Annotated in this window: 20 protein-coding genes; 10 read left to right on the forward strand and 10 right to left on the reverse strand. The window is 42.0% G+C overall.

The annotated features are described in order from the left end of the window. Nucleotides 1-161: 161 nt before the first annotated feature. Entirely contained in the window at nucleotides 162-1,613 is a 1,452-nt protein-coding gene (locus tag IGI89_RS13795) for an NAD-dependent succinate-semialdehyde dehydrogenase (protein ID WP_005236125.1), read from the forward strand. Between the two features lie 113 nt (nucleotides 1,614-1,726). Then, nucleotides 1,727-2,323, forward strand: coding sequence for a nitroreductase family protein (locus tag IGI89_RS13800; RefSeq protein WP_034872000.1), 597 nt, complete (start codon nucleotides 1,727-1,729; stop codon nucleotides 2,321-2,323). A 68-nt stretch (nucleotides 2,324-2,391) separates the two neighbouring features. Here IGI89_RS13800 and IGI89_RS13805 read toward each other — a convergent pair whose 3' ends face one another. Beyond that, nucleotides 2,392-2,886 (reverse strand): hypothetical protein, encoded by a 495-nt coding sequence (locus IGI89_RS13805; RefSeq protein WP_005236128.1) that lies wholly within the window; start codon nucleotides 2,884-2,886, stop codon nucleotides 2,392-2,394. 137 nt (nucleotides 2,887-3,023) lie between these two features. On the opposite strand from IGI89_RS13805, the gene IGI89_RS13810 reads away from it, so the two are divergent. Beyond that, on the forward strand, nucleotides 3,024-3,551 hold the full coding sequence (locus tag IGI89_RS13810) for an HdeD family acid-resistance protein (protein ID WP_008381929.1): 528 nt from the start codon (nucleotides 3,024-3,026) through the stop codon (nucleotides 3,549-3,551). Between the two features lie 120 nt (nucleotides 3,552-3,671). Further along, nucleotides 3,672-4,115 (forward strand): hypothetical protein, encoded by a 444-nt coding sequence (locus IGI89_RS13815; protein WP_008381931.1) that lies wholly within the window; start codon nucleotides 3,672-3,674, stop codon nucleotides 4,113-4,115. 31 nt (nucleotides 4,116-4,146) lie between these two features. On the opposite strand, the gene IGI89_RS13820 is transcribed toward IGI89_RS13815, so the two are convergent. Beyond that, the gene (locus IGI89_RS13820; protein WP_139960490.1) at nucleotides 4,147-6,081 is read right to left on the reverse strand and encodes a heavy metal translocating P-type ATPase; all 1,935 of its coding nucleotides are present in this window, start codon (nucleotides 6,079-6,081) and stop codon (nucleotides 4,147-4,149) included. 184 nt (nucleotides 6,082-6,265) lie between these two features. On the opposite strand from IGI89_RS13820, the gene rsxC reads away from it, so the two are divergent. The 3 genes from rsxC to IGI89_RS13835 are packed head-to-tail and all read left to right on the forward strand — an operon-like array spanning nucleotide 6,266 to nucleotide 9,262. Beyond that, nucleotides 6,266-7,603, forward strand: a complete 1,338-nt coding sequence (rsxC, locus tag IGI89_RS13825) for an electron transport complex subunit RsxC (RefSeq protein WP_438735746.1) — start codon at nucleotides 6,266-6,268, stop codon at nucleotides 7,601-7,603. Continuing rightward, entirely contained in the window at nucleotides 7,596-8,666 is a 1,071-nt protein-coding gene (locus IGI89_RS13830; RefSeq protein WP_077453450.1) for an RnfABCDGE type electron transport complex subunit D, read from the forward strand. Before rsxC ends, IGI89_RS13830 begins: the two co-directional genes overlap by 8 nt. 23 nt (nucleotides 8,667-8,689) lie before the next feature. Further along, nucleotides 8,690-9,262: a hypothetical protein gene (locus IGI89_RS13835; protein ID WP_244733610.1), complete on the forward strand. Its 573-nt coding sequence runs from the start codon at nucleotides 8,690-8,692 to the stop codon at nucleotides 9,260-9,262. A gap of 36 nt (nucleotides 9,263-9,298) precedes the next feature. On the opposite strand, the gene IGI89_RS13840 is transcribed toward IGI89_RS13835, so the two are convergent. Beyond that, nucleotides 9,299-9,496: a hypothetical protein gene (locus tag IGI89_RS13840; RefSeq protein ID WP_438735747.1), complete on the reverse strand. Its 198-nt coding sequence runs from the start codon at nucleotides 9,494-9,496 to the stop codon at nucleotides 9,299-9,301. 135 nt (nucleotides 9,497-9,631) lie between these two features. Between IGI89_RS13840 and IGI89_RS13845 the strand changes: the two genes are divergently transcribed. Further along, nucleotides 9,632-9,904: a hypothetical protein gene (locus IGI89_RS13845; RefSeq protein ID WP_005226206.1), complete on the forward strand. Its 273-nt coding sequence runs from the start codon at nucleotides 9,632-9,634 to the stop codon at nucleotides 9,902-9,904. Nucleotides 9,905-9,993: 89 nt separating this feature from the next. Here IGI89_RS13845 and IGI89_RS13850 read toward each other — a convergent pair whose 3' ends face one another. From IGI89_RS13850 to IGI89_RS13860, 3 genes are all read right to left on the reverse strand, one after another. Then, a complete protein-coding gene (locus tag IGI89_RS13850; protein WP_005236147.1) occupies nucleotides 9,994-10,365 on the reverse strand; it encodes a hypothetical protein in 372 nt (123 codons plus the stop codon). A 173-nt stretch (nucleotides 10,366-10,538) separates the two neighbouring features. Next, on the reverse strand, nucleotides 10,539-11,084 hold the full coding sequence (locus IGI89_RS13855; protein ID WP_016612116.1) for an ECF transporter S component: 546 nt from the start codon (nucleotides 11,082-11,084) through the stop codon (nucleotides 10,539-10,541). Beyond that, nucleotides 11,068-11,487: a DUF4430 domain-containing protein gene (locus IGI89_RS13860; protein ID WP_016612115.1), complete on the reverse strand. Its 420-nt coding sequence runs from the start codon at nucleotides 11,485-11,487 to the stop codon at nucleotides 11,068-11,070. The genes IGI89_RS13855 and IGI89_RS13860 overlap by 17 nt, the downstream gene beginning before the upstream one ends. A 165-nt stretch (nucleotides 11,488-11,652) precedes the next feature. On the opposite strand from IGI89_RS13860, the gene IGI89_RS13865 reads away from it, so the two are divergent. Both IGI89_RS13865 and IGI89_RS13870 read left to right on the forward strand, forming a co-directional pair. Then, nucleotides 11,653-13,053, forward strand: a complete 1,401-nt coding sequence (locus IGI89_RS13865; protein WP_086317380.1) for a C69 family dipeptidase — start codon at nucleotides 11,653-11,655, stop codon at nucleotides 13,051-13,053. 185 nt (nucleotides 13,054-13,238) lie between these two features. Continuing rightward, the gene (locus IGI89_RS13870) at nucleotides 13,239-13,409 is read left to right on the forward strand and encodes a hypothetical protein (RefSeq protein ID WP_005236154.1); all 171 of its coding nucleotides are present in this window, start codon (nucleotides 13,239-13,241) and stop codon (nucleotides 13,407-13,409) included. Between the two features lie 63 nt (nucleotides 13,410-13,472). On the opposite strand, the gene IGI89_RS13875 is transcribed toward IGI89_RS13870, so the two are convergent. The 4 genes from IGI89_RS13875 to IGI89_RS13890 form a co-directional block, all read right to left on the reverse strand. Beyond that, on the reverse strand, nucleotides 13,473-14,633 hold the full coding sequence (locus IGI89_RS13875) for a MalY/PatB family protein (RefSeq protein ID WP_438735748.1): 1,161 nt from the start codon (nucleotides 14,631-14,633) through the stop codon (nucleotides 13,473-13,475). Nucleotides 14,634-14,663: 30 nt separating this feature from the next. Next, entirely contained in the window at nucleotides 14,664-16,226 is a 1,563-nt protein-coding gene (gene malX / locus IGI89_RS13880) for a maltose/glucose-specific PTS transporter subunit IIBC (RefSeq protein ID WP_008381946.1), read from the reverse strand. 103 nt (nucleotides 16,227-16,329) lie between these two features. Continuing rightward, nucleotides 16,330-17,112 (reverse strand): MurR/RpiR family transcriptional regulator, encoded by a 783-nt coding sequence (locus tag IGI89_RS13885; protein ID WP_087664169.1) that lies wholly within the window; start codon nucleotides 17,110-17,112, stop codon nucleotides 16,330-16,332. Nucleotides 17,113-17,282: 170 nt separating this feature from the next. After that, nucleotides 17,283-17,465, reverse strand: coding sequence for a hypothetical protein (locus tag IGI89_RS13890; RefSeq protein ID WP_008381949.1), 183 nt, complete (start codon nucleotides 17,463-17,465; stop codon nucleotides 17,283-17,285). Nucleotides 17,466-17,479 lie beyond the last annotated feature (14 nt).

A 17,479-nucleotide genomic window follows, 5' to 3' on the forward strand; every position in this document is an offset into this window, starting at 1 on the left:
TTCTTATTTTTCTATTCTACCATAAAATGAAAGGAGCAGGACATCTCCTCTCTGGTTCTTTATGAAAATTTGGGGAATCATTGGACTTGCGTATGAATTGTCATCTTATCTAATCCGTGCTACGGTTGAAATAGAACCCATTATTGAAAGGAAGTGCCAAAATGAACCAACAGTTACCACAAGTGCCCACGAAGTTATTGATTGACGGAAAATGGCTTGAAGGAACAAAAGAGTCGGTTTCGGTTACCAATCCTGCCACTAATGAAGAACTGGTAAAAGTCAGCCAAGGAGGCATCGATGAAACAAAGCAAGCGATCGATGCCGCCGCGAAAGCCTTCACAGATTGGTCAAAACGTTCGCCTCGAGAGCGAGCCGATTTGATGAACAAGATTGCTGATTTAATGGAACAAGAAAGCGACCGTTTGGCAAAAATTATGAGCATGGAACAAGGAAAACCATTAAAGGAGGCAGAGGCAGAAATCCAATCCAACGTAGACAATTTCCGTTGGAATGCCGCCGAAGCACAACGGGTCTACGGCGAAGTGATTCCAGCTCCTGCACACAATCATTGGCTGGTGCGAAAAGAAGCCATCGGTGTTGTTGGTGCGATCACGCCTTGGAACTTTCCTTCCAATATGATTGCTCGAAAAATCGCTCCTGCCATGGCAGTTGGCTGTACCCTTGTTATGAAACCATCTAAAGAAACACCCCTATCAGCATTGGCTTTAGGTGAACTTTTTCAACAAGCGGGCCTTCCTGACGGAGTCGTCAATATCGTCTTAGGGGATTCTTCTGAAATCGGGAAAGAGTTGACTGAGAACAAACAAGTTAAAAAAATCACCTTTACCGGCTCCACGAAAGTTGGGATGAAATTATACGAACAAGCTGCACCAACTCTGAAAAAAGTTTCATTGGAGTTAGGCGGCCATGCCCCGTTTCTTGTTTTTGCTGATGCTGATTTAGATTTAGCTGCTGAAAAATTAATTGCAGCAAAATTCCGCAACAACGGTCAGGTCTGTACATCCCCCAATCGAATTTTTGTCGAAGAATCCATCAAAGAAGCCTTTACTAAAAAGCTATTAGGGCAAATGGAAGCCGTAACTGTTGGTAATGGTTTAGAGAACCCCACCGTTGGTCCTTTGATCAATCAAGCAGGCGTTAAAAAAATCATCGACCAGCTGGAAGATGCGGTAAATAAAGGGGCTAAAGTCTTATTCGGTGGGAAGAAGCTTACTGAAGGTGAATACGAAAAAGGCAACTTCTTTGCACCAACGGTCATCGACGGCATCACTCCTGACATGACTATTTACTATGAAGAAACCTTTGGACCCGTGATTCCATTGATCTCATTTACGGATCGACAAGCAGTCATCGCCGCGGCAAATGATACGGAATTTGGATTAGCCTCTTACTTCTTTTCAACGAATCTGCAAACAATCTCGGATGTAGCCCAAAACCTCCAATATGGGATGGTTGGGGTCAATGACATTGCGATCTCAAACCCAGCGGCTCCCTTCGGCGGCGTCAAACATTCCGGTTTTGGTCGTGAAAACGGCAAATATGGTCCTGAAGAATACGTGACTGTCAAATTTATCGCCATTGATGCCCAGTAAGAAAAAAAGTCAGGCGCGTTTGCCTGACTTTTTTCTTACAAAGCATTTTGTTTTACTAACATTAAGTAAGAATGTATACTTCATTCTATGACAATAGAAAAGGTGGGAATACTATGACAAAATTTCTTGATACGATCAAACAGCGCCGTTCAATCTATGGATTAGGCAAAGATGTTTCACTCTCAGATACAGAAATCGAAGCCATCGTGAAAGAAGCAGTAAAAAACAGCCCAACTGCTTTTAACGCACAATCGCCACGTGCCGTGATTTTATTTGGCGATGCCCACGAAAAATTATGGACGTTAACGGAGGCTGCTTTAGAACCATTGACACCACCGGAGGCGTTTGAAGCAACGAAACAAAAACTTGCTGGCTTTAAAGCAGGTTATGGAACCGTTCTATTCTTTATTCACACAGATACCGTTAAGAACTTGCAAGACCAATTTGCCCTTTATGCAGATAACTTCCCGGTCTGGGCAGAACAATCGAATGGGATTGCCCAAGCGAATGTTTGGGTAGCTTTAGAAGAAGCCGGATTAGGCGCCAACTTACAACATTATAATCCAGTAATTGATGATGCTGTTGTAGCTGAATGGTCAATTCCTGAAAATTGGCAGCTGCGGGCCCAATTAGTTTTTGGTTCAAAACAAAGCGAACCAAATGAAAAAGAATTTTTAAATGATGACGAACGTTTCCGCGTTTTCCATTAAAAACGATTCCCGATTTTTAAACAAAAGACCCTTGATTACGGCCACATACGGCAGCAATCAAGGGTCTTTTAGTCATTTTTTCCTTGATCATGATCGACCAGAATATCGATCGGTGTTCCTTCATTCAAGTGCTCCGACAAAAATACCACCAATTCAGCTAACGGTTGTTTGAATTTCATTAATGGTCCCCGCATCCCTTTTCGAAAATAGTTCATCTTGATGGGCTGCCCTTCCTTTTCTTGAAATAATACGACCCGATCAATGTCTTGGTACAGTACCCCTTTAATACTCATTGGATGGACAATAATTCGATCTAGGGCTAACCCGCGGCTGTCTAGCACAAAGCTTAAAAAGACAAAACCTGAAACGATTCCTCGCACCTGATTATCCAATTGGTCATCCATCATCAACATGGATAGGATAATCATTACTGAAAAGATCGTAATAGCGATTTTGCTTAGTTTGCGCTCAACAGCAATAAAGTGAATCTCTTTGCGTACCACCAATAAATAGAGGTACAAAACGATCGTAAAGGCACACATCAATAGCGTTAACCCACTCATAAAACTCTCCGTTCTGTTTTCTTTTCCCTATTTTACCAAAAAATGATCTGTTACAAAAGGCTTAGCCTATTTCCTAGGTTTTTTGATATCTATTTTCACCAGAATTCGGTACAATAAGAAAAAAAGGAGGAATTATCATGAATGCATTTTTTGATAAATTACAACGCTATGACTTGCTTCGTGCCGTCGTATATATCGTCTTCGGCTTCATTATCTTGATTGCACCACGATCTGTTTTCAACACGATCGTTTATCTCGTTGCCGGATACATCGCATGTCTAGGAATCATCAGCTTGTATACGAGCTACAAAGAAAAACAAAAGGGCTATCGCAATGTGCAGTCGGTCTCTGGTATCTTACTGTTGATTGCTGCAGCTGCGATTTTAGTTTTTGCTAAAGGATTACTTGCCATCGTGCCATTTTTCTTAGGGATTATGATCACCATCAGCGGATGCACCCGCTTAATGGCAAGCTTTAACCAAAAACGCATTGGTTTACCTTACATCACGAGCTTAATCATCAGTCTTTTGATTATTGCTGCTGGACTCGTTCTCGTATTGAATCCATTCGCCACTTGGCTACTGTTCTTCCAAATTTTTGGCGGTATCTTGATTTTCATGGGGGCATCCGACGCTATTAATCATTTTCAACGAAAAAGAGCCTAATAAATGAGAATGTTTTAAAATTTTCTACGAATCTAACATCTACATGTAGACTTTTCCCGCTATTCCTTTTAAAATAGGAGATATCAAACAGTCAGTCCATTGAGAGGCGGGAGGTGCGACATGAAGAAAATTAAGCAAGAAGCAAAACATCCAAATGATGTGCCGGTAATTTTTTTGACCGATGCAACTGGCAAAGTCGTACGAAAAATCTCGATCAATGAGTGGCGTGCGTTAAAAGCGAATCCAGAACAAATCGAAGAACTCGATATCAAATTGTATCGTGAAGCGATCAGTTTCTATCTTCAAGAAGACTATGCGAAAGCAAAAGATCTCTTGCACTTCTTGATCAATAAAACGGACTATAGTCATTACGAATATGTTGAACGATTAGCCAATATCTATCGCATCGAAAATCGTCCTGCTAAAGAAAAAGTCCTATTGCTGACTGCTTATCATGCAATCAAACCGTTAGAATCCTCTGAAGGAATTCTAAGAAGGATCGAAAATCGATTACAAAAAATCGATGCCTTTGATTTTCCAACTTCGACACAATTCAGTCATTAAAAAAGCAGCTATCTTTCGATAGCCGCTTTTTTTATGCTTCTGGCAGTTTACGCAAAAGACGTAACCCGTTAAACAATACGATCAATGTACTGCCTTCATGGGCAAATACCCCCAACCCAATGTTCATCAAGCCGAATAGATTCAAGCCGACTAATAACGCGACGATAAACATGGAGAAAAAAATATTTTGCCAAATGATCCGATCCATCTTCTTCGCTAAGCGATAGGCATATGCAAAACGCGAAAGATCATTCTTCATGATCACTGCGTCTCCTACTTCAATCGCAACATCTGACCCTTCCCCCATCGCAAAGCCGATGTCTGCTTGAACAAGTGCAGGGGCATCATTGATACCATCACCCACCATGGCGGTTTGTCCGTATGCTTCTTGGAGTGCTCGTACCGCTTCCGCTTTGTTCTCAGGCAAAACATTGGCAGCCACTTGGTCAACCTTTAAGCGCTGACCGATTGCTTCACCAGCAGAAGCACTGTCTCCGGTGATCATAACAGTATGGATACCTTCATTTTTCAAATAATGAATCACAGAAGCTGCCTGTTCGTTCGGCTCATCCATCAATGCGATGATCGCCGTAACCTCTTCGTTGATGGAAAACACGACCATTGTTTTTCCTTGCGCTTCCAATTGACGGTACTGTTGCTCCATCAAACCTGTTAACTGGGTGTTTTCGGTTCTTTTTCCTAATCGATAGGTTTTTGTTCCTGCGACGGCACCTAAACCGGAACCAATCTCGTTTGTGACAGTCAACTGTTCGATTTCTCGTATTTTCTCTGTCTTCTCGAAATAAGTAACGATCGCATCTGCTAATGGGTGGTTGGCTTGCTTTTCCATCGAAACGATGACCGCTGCTGCCTCTGCTCGATCGATCGTATCAGCGAAAACGGCTTCCGTGACTGTAGGTTTTCCGACGGTCAAAGTTCCCGTTTTGTCAAAAGCCACCGCTTTGATCTGAGCGAAATTGGTCAAGTAATTGCTCCCTTTAAAAAGAATCCCTTTTTTCGCTAGATTCGAGATCGCCGATAAACTAGCAGGGACGGCGCTTGCCGCTAAAGCACAAGGAGAAGCCGCAATCATCATTACGATCCCACGATAAAAACTTGTATACCAATCCCAACCAAAGAGAAACGGTGCAGTCAAAATGAACAAAGGAACTGCAATGAAAACAACTGTTACATAGATTGGTTCGATTTTTTTGATTCGTGTTTCGGTCGGTGATTGATTTGATTGCGCCGCTTCCACCACTGAAAGAATTTTTGCGAAGACTGTTTCAGAGCTGTCTTTCGTGACTTCCATCAAAAATGTGCCGTTTCCATTAATCGTACTCCCATAGACTTCGTCTCCTGTAGTCTTTTCTCGAGGAATACTTTCCCCATTGATCGAAGCTTCATTGATGGCACTCGTTCCAGAAAGGATTACGCCATCTGTTGCTAACTGATCACCAGGTAGCACTTGCAAAATATCTCCTTTTTTTATCTCAGAAGCGGCAATTTTTTTGGCTTTCCCATCCGGACCCACCAAACGGGCTTCCGTGGGATTCAATTTGAGAAGATTGGTGATTTCTCGTCGACTTTGTCCCTCGGCGTATTCTTCTAAGAAGTGAGCGCCTGCAAAAATCAAAATCAACAAAGCTGCTTCATTAAAATTTCCTATGACCATGGAACCAATCGCTGCCAACAACATCAAAAGATGTACATTCGGTGTGAATCGCCGATTGGCTCTGGTACTCTTTATGGTATCCTCGATTCCTTCCCACGAAATGTGATAACCTGCTAATAAAACCGCAGCAAAATAAAACCCATCTTTCACCCATTGGTTCGGAACAAAAAGTGCCAGTATAAAGAGCAGTAAGCCTACAAAATAAATGTTACGTGGGAGAGTCCCATGATCGTGAGTATGAGAATGCCCCTCCGTTTTTGTGTGATCATGTTGACAAGTATGTTCAGCCATCATTAAAACCTCCTCTAGTCCATCTGTCATATGAACGATCAATCATATTTATAGACTTATTATATATGAATAAACAATCATATGTCAACCGAAAGAAGTTTTTCTTGTGAAATGTAAGCGTTTTGGGTTTTGTGATTCCTTATGGCATGCTAGAATAAACTTAGGAGAGAAAGGAGTGTTGGTTATGAGAACATTTACTGGCGGCATTTCACTAAGTCCCCCATTAAAAATGTTAAAAGAAAAATTAATGATCGAACAAGATGAAATTCTTACCTTTTCACCCACGATGGTCTTTATCCCTTTAGCACAACATATTGGTGCTCCGGTGGAACCGATTGTTTCCGTTGGTGATTACGTCAAGCAAGGGCAAGTGATCGCTGAGTCTGATGCGTTTGTTTCTGCCAAAATTCATGCATCTGTTTCGGGTAAAATCGTCGACATGGTCGATTGGCCGAATCAAAACAATGAAGAAGGAAAAACCATCATCATTGAAAATGATTATGCTTATCAAAATGATTTTTTGTCAGCCCCCTTCGACTGGCAATCTGCTGCTAACGAAACCATCCTCAACAAAATCCGTCAAGGCGGCGTCGCCGGCAAAGGCGGTGCAACGTTTCCCACCCATGTCAAATTCAGTATTGATGAAACCAAAAAAATCCATACTTTGATCTTAAATGGTTCTGAATGTGAACCGTTCTTACGCAGTGATGCTTTCTTAATGCAAAAAGAAGCCCAGAAAATCATTCACGGTGCAAAGATTGCCCAAAAGTTACTGGATGGTCCAAAAATCATAATAGGCATCGAAGATGACAAACCAAGAGCCATTTCAGCCATGCAAGCCGCAAGTGCAGAGGATGACACGATAGAAGTCGTTACTGTCCCAACTGTTTATCCAACCGGTGGTGAAAAGCAGTTAGTAGAGTTATTGACCGATCAAGAGGTGCCGTTAGGTGGTTTGACTGCCGATATCGGTATCGTCTTGATCAATGTTGCCACCAGCTTTGCCATCGCCGAAGCGGTCTGTTATGACAAACCGTTGATTGAACGCTATACAACCGTTACCGGCGATGTTCAAAATCCCTGCATCGTCAAAAATCCGTTAGGAACACTCGCAGGAGAATTGATCGACTTTGCCGGCGGCTTTCAAGGAGCCCCCAGCAAATTGATTCTTGGTGGACCAATGATGGGAAAATCCGTCAATACCTTGAAAGTTCCGGTCACCAAAGGCAGCAACGGCATCGTTGTTTTTAATGAAGAAACCGATTGGCTCTATGCCGAAAACCCCTGTATTCGCTGCAACAAATGTGTCGAAGCTTGTCCAATGCGCCTCATGCCAATGGAGATCGATCAGTTTTATCGAGCGGGGGATTATCAAAAGTGTGAAGAATTATTGGCAGAAGCATGTATCAATTGTGGTGCCTGTACCTTCGTCTGCCCAGCTAAACGTTCCTTAGCTGCCAATATCACTGCCGCAAAAGGCAAAGTTGCCCAGTTGCAAAAGGAGGCGAAGGAAAGTGCCTGATTATTACAAGGATTCCGATAGCGAACGTCTCTTTCAGCAAAGGAAAAATCAAGAAACACCCCCAAGCCCCCATATTCGCAGCAATGACGAGACCATTAAAATCATGGGGTGTGTAGTATTAGCCTTGCTGCCAGCAGTTTTATTCTCTGGCTACCTTTTTGGATTGAAAGTTTATGGCTTGTTTTTCATTGCACTAGCCACGGCGTTTTCTGCCGACGGACTTTGGTCCTATCTTGTCAAACGGCCGTTTCGCTTCGATTTAAGCATCGTCGTGACGGCCTTGCTTTTAACGATGAACCTCCCACCAACCGCACCTTGGTATTTTCCCGTGATTGGGGTGGCGTTTGCCGTAATCATCGTCAAAGAATTTTTTGGCGGTATTGGTTATAATTTTCTAAATCCAGCCCTCGGCGGTCGAGCCCTGTTGATTGGCTTGTTTTATAACCAAATGTTTCTAATCAGTTGGCCTGATCCACCTTTTGGCAGCATCGCACCTGATGTCGTTTCGCAGGCTACAGCGAACGATGTTGTTTCTGGTGCCACACCATTAGCTGTCATGAAAGCAGGAGAAACGTTGAGTGGCTCTGAACTAGTGGATGCCTTTTTAGGATTTACCGGAGGACGAATCGGTGAAACCAGTGCCTTACTTTTACTGTTGGGTGGGATTTTTCTCGTTTACAAGAAAATCATCTCCCCTCGTATCCCACTGATTATCTTTGCGACGATCGGGCTCTTTGCTTTTATCCTTGGTCCAGAAGGACTTTTTACTGGCAGTTGGCAAACGGTCATCGGTCATATCATCAGTGGTGGTGCCATGTTGGGTGCGATTTATATGGCGACTGATTATTCTTCGACACCAGGAACAAAAGCAGGAGAAAATCTTTTTGCCTTAGGCGTTGGCCTCCTCGTTGTGCTCTTCCGTTTCTTTGGTTTTACAAATGAAGGCATGAGTTATGCCATCTTGATCATGAATTGTTTTACCCCACTTATTGATCGCTTCTTACGCCTTCGCATATTAGGGGAAGGAAAAAAGACCCCGTTCAACCTTAAAATCATGAGCTAAATCGCAAAAAAGGAGGGTTCCTTATGATGATCGCCAATCGGCTAGTGGTCTTTCTAGTCATTCTACTCACAAATTACGCCTGTCAAAATTTGGCACCGACCGTCAAAGAGAAAAAACCGAACGTGACGACACGGGTGGTTTTCCTCTCAGGGATCATTGCGGTCGCTTACTTGTTCAGTGGGTTAAGCTTTTATCTTTTACTTCAAAATCGTTTCGTCTATGGCAATCAAGTGGTCACCAACTTGGTAAGTGCTGCCATCATCGCCTTGATTGCGGGGGGCTTGTGTTTACTGATCGTTCCAGCAAAAAACCGTTTCTTGACGAATGATCTAAAAAAGACGACCCTAGTCAGTGTCTTCTTGCTGACGATCGCCACCGTGACCCAATTTCCCTATACCGATTATTTAACCAATTTATTTGTTGCTGTAGGCATGTATTTCCTCTTTTCTTGTGCTTTGTCAGGGGTTCATACACGGAATCAAATTGCCACGATTCCGCCAATTCTAAAAGGTTTACCACTGGATATCGTAACACTTTTTCTATTCTATCTAAGCTTTTCCTTTCTCAATGGTGTCTTCTTCAATTATTTATTCTAAACAAAAAGCAAGTCCCGCTTTGGAAGCGGAACTTGCTTATTTTTTGCGGAATAACTCTCTGAAGGAACCGATCAAAAAACCAGTCGAAAAAGCACTTTGTGCTTTTTGCTCTTTTTCAGCAGCGATTTTTTGTCGGGTTCGCAGCCCCTTATTGGCATTTTTGGACTTCTTCCCTTCACGGAGTTCTTTCGAAGCCTTTTGAAACTCATTTGAGAAACGATTATACCCAACCATGTCGTTTCCCTCCTTTCTTTGTGCTTGACCTATAATAACGAGGATTTATTATAGGAATTGCCTTTCTGATGCAAATCAGGTAACATAACAGACAGAAAGATGATTTATCCCAGGTTTATCAGAAAGGAAGATCCCATGAACGAAACCCACACTGGATTGTTAGTCAATAGCCGCGTTTTTCAAGAAACGCCAATGATGCTGACAGGTATCCAACTTTTAGAAGACCACAAAATCGTAAATTGCATTATTAAGGATCGCTACTTAGCCAGCTATGTCTTACGCCTTCCATTAAATAAATACCAATTAGAAGTTGAAGGAAAATGGAACAAGCGGGAACAGTTAGTGATCAAACATATGAAGATCAAGAATATCGATGAATTTATTAAAATCGTCGGTACGCCAGAATAACAGGACTCACGAAAAGCAAGTGCAGACAACTGCCCTTGCTTTTTTTCTGAAAAAATCCAGCTGATTTTTCCCGCGTGTTCCTCCGATGTTTATCGCGACATTCTGGTAAACCGATCGATCAAGGCTTTTTGCTCCTCTTTGATACCGATCGCCAACGGTTTGATCATTAATTTGACAGTGGACGAAGGTGTCTGAATCTGAACTTTTTTATTTACCACACCGCCTAGTTGTAATTTTGTGATCTCATGGATCATAATTGTCTGCATCCCTTTTTCATGAAATTGCAGATCTAACTGAATCAAGTGGATTTTTTCTTCGTCAACCACCACGATAAAATACTTTGGTGTTGGCAGGGCAATCATTTTGGCTTCCTCGGCATAACCAGCCAGTTTTCCATGGAACTTCGCACGGTAGCTTTCTAAATCATCTTTTTTCACGATCCATTTCATCAAAAGCCACATCCTTCCTTAGATACCTTAAGGATACCTGCAGAAAACGCTTTTGCACAACAATATGCCTGCTTGTTTCCTCACATAGCCCCATTCAACACGTTTGATCATCAAAGACTTTTCCTCTAGACATAGACGTTTTTGTCACCACGACTGCTGAGTCAAGCAAAAAGACAGCGAGGCGCTTAGTGCCCTTCGCTGTCTTTATTTGGATAGTAGTGTTGGAAAAGTCGCAGAAAAATCGGTGCCAGCATCAAATAAAAGATGCCATTCCCCGCTGCATGCAACGCATCAAAGCTCACTCCTTGAAAATAGTAAGCCCAAAAACTAGGAAACCCATAAAGCTTGACACTGATCCAAGATATCACAAAGCCATACGCAAAACCTGCAAATACACTATAAATGACTTGTAAATACAACTTTTTCATAAACAGTTTGCTTTTTGATAATAGATACATTCCAAAAATTACGACGGCATAGCTAATCAATTGGGCAATCGTCCATACCCCCATTCCCATGTAAAAATTGGTAATCAGCATCGAGAGCAGACAAACGATCAATCCACGACTAAGACCTAAATGGATGGTTACTAATAAAAAGATCACCGTCATTGGTTGAACATTGGGTAAAGGTTGAAAAAGTGTCCTGCCGACGACGGCTGCTGCTACAAGCAACCCTAAATAAGCAATTTCTTTTCCAGCAAATACAAGTGGTTTATTCGAATTTTTCATAGGTGAAAACCACTTTATCGTTGTTTCCTAAAAAGGTATCATCTGCCCCAGTCGTAATCATTTCATCATTGATCGTATATGTCCAATAATAGCCAGCTTTTTCATCTTGGGCTAAACCGTCGATGCTGGTGATCATCCCTTGATTTTCTTCCAAGTCAAAGTTCTCTTTCATGATAGTCATCAAAGAAACCCCTTCTTTAAAAGTGACCGTTTTGGTTTCGATCTCCTGGTCTTGCTCTTCACTTTTATTATTGAAGCTGATTTGGGCAGTGCGCTCTTCGGCATTTTGTTGGACTGACGAAGAGTCACTAGAGGAGTTACCCGCATCCATCGATGGTTTGGCACATCCGGCAAAAACCAGACTTAGTAAAAAAATATAACTAAAAATTACTGTTTTCTTCATAATAATGGCTCCCTTGATTTTTTTTACAACACCTTATTGTACTAAAAATAAATAAAAAAGGCGAAATTTTTTTGTTCCCCTCTATAGAAAGCATTGTAAATCCATGTGACTATGGGTATACTAGCTTCAATCATTCGTAAGAAGAAATGAAGGAGTGTTGGAAAGATGGATAGAAAAAAAGCGTCCTGTACCACTTTACTAGTAGGAAAAAAAGCATCGATTGACGGCTCGACCCTGATTGCCCGTAATGAAGATTCAGGGAGCGGTTCGGAACCGCAAAAATTCGTCGTCATCACTCCAGAACAGCAAGGAAATGAATTTTACGCCGTTTTAAGCGGCTGTCGAATCCGTTTACCTAAGGATCCCTTACGTTATACTTCGACACCTGAAGCAGATGAATCCCAAGGAGTCTGGGCAGCTTCAGGAATCAATGAAGTAAATATCGCCATGACTGCGACAGAAACGATTACGACCAATTCACGCGTTTTGGCCATTGATCCATATGTGGAAGATGGTATCGGGGAAGCTGATTTCGTCAGCATTGTACTGCCTTACATTCATTCCGCTAAAGAAGGTGTTCTTCGCCTAGGGGAACTCTTAGAAACCTATGGGACCTACGAAGCCAACGGGATCGCGTTTTCTGATGCCGAGGAAATTTGGTATATGGAAACCATCGGTGGACATCACTGGGCAGCTGTTCGCATACCAGATGATGCCTATGTCGTGGCACCCAATCGCTTAAACATTGATCACTTCGATTTCGCCTCAGAAATGACGTTGTGTTCGCAGGATCTCGAACAGTTGATTGAAGACTATCAATTAAATCCTGATTTTGAAGGCATTAATCTACGCCATATTTTTGGCAGCTCCTCAGAAAAAGATACCCGTTACAACAACCCGCGGGCATGGTACATTCAAAAACACTTTAGCGGAACAGTTGCTGAACCGATCGATCAAGAGCTCCCGTTTGTATGCTACCCAAAACAAAAGCTATCCGTGGAAGATGTAAAATGGGCATTGAGCTCCCACTTCCAAAATACGCCTTTTGACCCTTACGGTACAGGGACCGAGACACAAAAAACACAATTTCGATCGATTGCTCTCAATCGCAACCAGCAAGTCCATATTTTGCAGATCCGCAACCACGTGCCTGCAGCAATCGCTGGCATTCATTGGCTCGCCTTTGGCCCCAATACCTTCAACGGCGTTGTGCCCTTTTATGCAGCTATCACTAAGACCCCACTTGGCTATTGTGATACGACAAAGACCTACGATCCAACAAATAGCTATTGGTTAGGACGCACCTTGGCGTTGATTGGGGACAGCGACTACGATCGCTATAGTGATCTTGCCAACCGTTTTGAAATGGAAACGATGGCGGCTTGTCGCCGCATCCAACAAGAAACTGATCGTAAAGCTTCCGCTGAAAAGGAGCCTACTCGTCTGCTTGAAGAAGCCAACGCTGAGATGGCCGAACTGTATTTAAAAAATGCAACAACGTTACTAGGAAAAATGGTGGAGTCTGGCAGTAATAAAATGGCCTTGCGTTTTTCTTTAGCCGATTAGTCAATCGTTGAAAATAAAAGGATTAACAAAAACTTTACATGGAATTGCAGCAATCTAAACATTGCTCTCCTATACTAAAGATACCAATTCGTTTTCTTTTTCCTTGCTGGTACAAATCAAGCAATTGATTTGTACTGGTCCCCCTATTGAAGACCAGTTGGGAAAAAACGTTGGGAGGAATGAGCATGACTGCAAGTATTTATCGGACTGTCACCAACGAAATTGTTAAAGGTGAAATCATCAAGAGCCAGAGTCAGCAAGATATGCTGATCATTCAAGACAAAAAAGGCTATTTCCATGTCGTTGAACCAATCCCCGCTACTACTACATCAACTCCCCACAGGACCAAAGACTAAAAAATCCACTGGCGATTAGAAAGAATACAGGATCTTTCTGATTGCTCAGTGGGTTCTTTTTTGTTATGTCAAACTCAATGTGAATCGGTTCAATCCATCAATGAGTTTTTCTCGCGAACAGCCAACGTTTAGGCGTAAAAAATTTCTCCCTTCATTCCCATAGATTTCCCCTGACATAATCGCGACTTTTCCCTTACGAATCATTCGTTGCTGCAATTCCACCATCGTTAAATCCAGTGCTGTACAATCAATCCACATAAGATACGTGGCTTCGCTTTTCGTGACCACGAGTTCTGGATGATATTCCTGTAAATAAGCAATCACATAAGCAATGTTATCATCCAGATAGTCATTGAGCTTATCCACCCACTTACTTTCATTATCGTAGGCAGCAATCGTTGCGGTCATGCCAAAAATACTGGTGGAGCTCAACCCATCGGCTTCTTTCAACTGAGTTAAGAAGCGATCACGCAACTTGGAATCAGGAATAATTCCATAAGAATAAATCAACCCTGGGAAATTAAACGTTTTGCTTCCCGAAGTAACAAGGGCTACATTTTTTTGCAACAATTCAATGATTGGTTGATGCCTTTGTCCTTTTCTTACAATATCCATATGAATCTCATCAGAGATGATAAATACATCATGGATTCTCGCCAATTCGATCATTCGTTGCAACTCATCTTTTTGCCAGACTCTCCCAGTTGGGTTATGAGGACTACATAAGAGAAGAACTTTGTTTTCAGGCTGTGCCATCAATCTTGTTAGCTCTTCAAAATCAATGCGATACGAGTTGGCATCATAGATGAGTGCATTAGGTACGATTTTTCTTTTGTTCTCTTTGATCATTTTATAAAACGCATCATACGCTGGCGTCTGAATAATGATCCCATCTCCTGGATTGCTGAGTAAGGTGACGAGTAGTTTGATGCTATACATGACGGAAGGACTGTAGACCAGCCAATCGCTGTCGATCCTACTTTTAAAGCGTTCAGAATACCATTTGCAGACCGCTTGCTTGAATTCATTATGATTCCAACGTGTATACCCAAATACCGGGTGCTGCATCCGCTTGATAAGTGCCGCTTCAACTACAGCTGGCACCTTGAAATCCATATCGGAAATCGTAAATGGCAACAAGTTTTTTTCACCAAAACGGTCTTCCACATAATCCCACTGGGTACAATGGGTTCCTTTACGATTGATTGGCTCATCAAAAAACATTTTCTTCACTCCTACTACTTGACAATTTTGCTAAAGAATCGCATCAAGTTGATTTCTGACTGTTGTTACTTTCGTTCCAATGATTACTTGAACGTTCGTATCATCTAAGTGAACGACCCCAAGCGCACCTAGTTTTTTTAGCCGTTCATCATCAACCAATGTACCATCGTTTAGAACGAGGCGTAGCCGTGTAATGCAATTGTCTAAAGAATCAATATTGCTTGCTCCCCCTAAAGCTGCCAAAATACCATGGGCATCGTAGCCACTCTTTCCAGAATAGGTCATTTCCTCTTCCAACTCATTCGTTTGATCGTTGTTCTCTTCTCTACCAGGTGTCTTCAAGTTCTTGCGAAGGATCACTGTTTTAAAAACAAAGTAATACAGGGCAAACCAGCAAGCTCCTACGATCAGAACGAGCCACCATTTTGTATATGCGCCTTGCATCACGCCAAAGATAAGAAAATCAAGCACGCCCCCATCGGTATTTCCAATCGTGACACCCAATAGACTCATTACCATAAATCCAGCACCTGTCATGATGACATGAAAAATCCATAATAAAGGGCTGATGAATAAGAATAAAAATTCGATTGGTTCAGTAATTCCTGTCACAAAAGTTGCAATGACGCCTGAAATCAACAAGCCTTTTATCTTTGAACGATTCTCAGGTTTTGCTGTCTGGTACATAGCTAATGCTGCTGCCGGTAAGCCAAACATAAAGGTTGGCATTTTCCCTTGAGACAAGAACGCCGTTGCACTTGGTGAGATGCTTAAACCGTTTTGTAATTCCGCATAAAAAATATTTAACGCCCCAAAGACTTGCTGACCATCGATCAGCTGACTTCCCCCTGCTTCGGTAAAGCGAATCATGGAAACCAAAATATGGTGTAACCCAAATGGCAGTAATAAGCGCTCACCTGAACCAAATAAGAACGGACCGAAAGGACCAGCTTGTTGGATCAAATGTCCGATTCCTGTGATGATCATAGCAAACAATGGCCAAATCATCGGAATGATCACCCCGACCACAGCTAAAGTAAGCGAGGTGATGATTGGAACAAACCGGGCTCCTGAAAAGAAGGCAAAACTATCTGGCAATTGAAAATGGTAGAAGCGCGTATGCAATTTATAAACGATCAATCCTGCGATAATACCACCTAGAACACCCATTGATAATGTTTGAATGCCAAAAACGATCTCTTGTCCTGCTTCTCGAAGTTGATCTGCAGTAGCTAATTGATTCGTTTCTTGTAAATAAAAATTGATGGATAAATGCATCACGACATAGCCCACAAAGCCTGAAAATGCCGCAACTCCCTTCTCTTTTCGTGCTAGACCTAAAGGAATCGCCATCGCAAACATGACGGGTAAGTAACTAAAGGCAAACCCACCGATCGTTGACATGAAACGAAAAACCACTTGAAGCCAAGAGGCACCTAAAAATGGGAAAACGTCGATCGTTGAAGAAGATGAAAATGAACTACCAATCCCTAAAAATAAACCCATGAATGCGAGTAAAGCGACTGGCAACATAAATGTTTTCCCAAGTCCTTGAAAAATTTCCATCCAGCTTGCTTTCTTTCCTTTTTGCATATCATTTCCTCCTAACACTTTTATCTCTTAAAATGTAAACGATATCAAGAAGGCTTACAATACAGTTACCAAAACAAGAATGACCATTCACAAAATGGAATGGTCATTCAGGATCAAGTCCTGGTTCGATTTGATTGGCGTATTGAATAATTAAAATATCCAGTAACGCTGCTAAAGAGATCCGTGGGCTCAAATCGACTTCATGATGATAAATCGTTGTCATTTCAACAGAAAAAGAGAAGGTGGCAAGCTTTTCCAACGTGCTTGTTGATTGACCAATACAGGCTAAAATCGGCACACCTCTTTGTTTCAACCGGTTAGCATAATTTAGCATCCCGATTGTTTCCCCACTATGACTAATAAAAATAGCCATATCTTTTTTTGATAGTTGATTAGCGATGGTTGTCAATTCATCCCAATCCGTTGAAGCGCCAACCGTTTTTCCTAAGAACCGCAACTTTCGACTCGCAGATAATGCAACCGGCGCACTTTGCCCTAAAGCAAAAAATTCGATTCGTTGTGCTTGCTGAAGCATTTCCACGGCACGCTGAAAGTCGGCTTCTTCGATCATTGATAAGGATGCCGCCAGCTGGTCAATCATTTGCTTGATCAGTGGGGATAAACCAAGAGAAGCTTGAGTAGATGATTTTTTTTCAAGAGTTTGATAATTCTTCAGTGAAAATTTGAATTCTTGAAAACCGGTAAAGCCAAGCTTTTTTGCCATTCTGCTGATCGTCGCTTGACTGGTGTACGTTTGGGAAGCTAACTCATCGGCCGTCATTTCTGAAACTTTCTCGGGCGCCCTTAAACAATAGTTAAGGACCGTTCTTTCTACTCGGTTCAGCTCTGGAATTTTGTATTGGATTCGTTTATATAAATGATTCATCACCTGCTTCTCCTCTCTACTATTGCTTCATTCTTCCGTCTCCACTATGCTTCATTTACACATTATACCTTCCCTCAACAAAAGTACAAACTGATGATGAATGGCTTGAAATAAAAAAAAGGACTCACCCTTTGAGGAGTGAGCCATCTTTGTTATTTTCTTTGCATCGGTCATCTGTAGACAGTCACTTCAGTAAACTCTTGCCCGTTGCCGTAATCATTTTCTTTCGTTTGACGCTTTCCATCAATTCGTTGTTTGCAACTGGCAAGTCCATTTTCGACATAGTTCACTGTATTTGCAACGATCCTTATTATAGTTGCTAGACCTTTCATCAAGGGATCATTTGATTCCATCCTCTATTCCCCCA

Origin of the sequence: Enterococcus sp. AZ141 (genome assembly GCF_051714385.1) — a bacterium.
Lineage (GTDB): Bacteria > Bacillota > Bacilli > Lactobacillales > Enterococcaceae > Enterococcus_D > Enterococcus_D entomosocium.